This window comes from Paenibacillus sp. N119s, assembly GCF_059447605.1.
The window spans coordinates 1-673 of record NZ_JCAJRU010000485.1; the positions used below are offsets into that span (position 1 = coordinate 1).

Annotated in this window: 1 protein-coding gene; it reads left to right on the forward strand. The window is 49.9% G+C overall.

Going from position 1 to position 673, the window contains the following annotated elements:
* Positions 1-3 precede the first annotated feature (3 nt).
* Positions 4-673: glycoside hydrolase family 1 protein (locus AC5V8P_RS25900; protein ID WP_495474097.1), on the forward strand; the 670-nt coding region annotated here is incomplete at its 3' end.

Genomic DNA, 673 nt, shown 5'->3' on the forward strand with positions numbered 1-673 from the left:
ACAATGACTATTTTTCAATTTCCGCAGGACTTTATGTGGGGTACCGCAACAGCTGCCTACCAGATCGAGGGAGCCTATCAGGAGGATGGGAGAGGGCTGTCGATCTGGGATACCTTTGCCCATACGCCTGGTAAAGTTTTTAACGGGGATAACGGCAATGTAGCTTGTGATAGCTATCATCGCTACGAGGAAGATATCCGCCTCATGAAGGAACTGGGCATTCGTACATATCGGTTCTCGGTGTCCTGGCCGCGTATATTCCCGAATGGTGACGGTGAAGTCAACCAAGAAGGGTTGAACTATTATCATCGCGTTGTTGATTTGTTGAACGACAACGGGATAGAACCGTTTTGCACACTGTATCACTGGGATCTGCCTCAGGCGCTACAGGATGTTGGAGGGTGGGGAAATCGTCGTACGATTCAGGCATTTGTCCAGTTTGCGGAAACGATGTTCCGTGAGTTTGACGGTAAGATACACCATTGGCTCACATTCAATGAACCTTGGTGCATCGCCTTTTTATCCAATATGTTAGGGGTTCATGCTCCGGGTCTGACGAATCTTCAGACAGCCATTGATGTAGGACATCATCTGCTGGTTGCGCATGGTCTATCTGTACGCCGATTCCGCGAGCTAGGCACCGGTGGCCAGATCGGGATCGCTCCCAATGTCT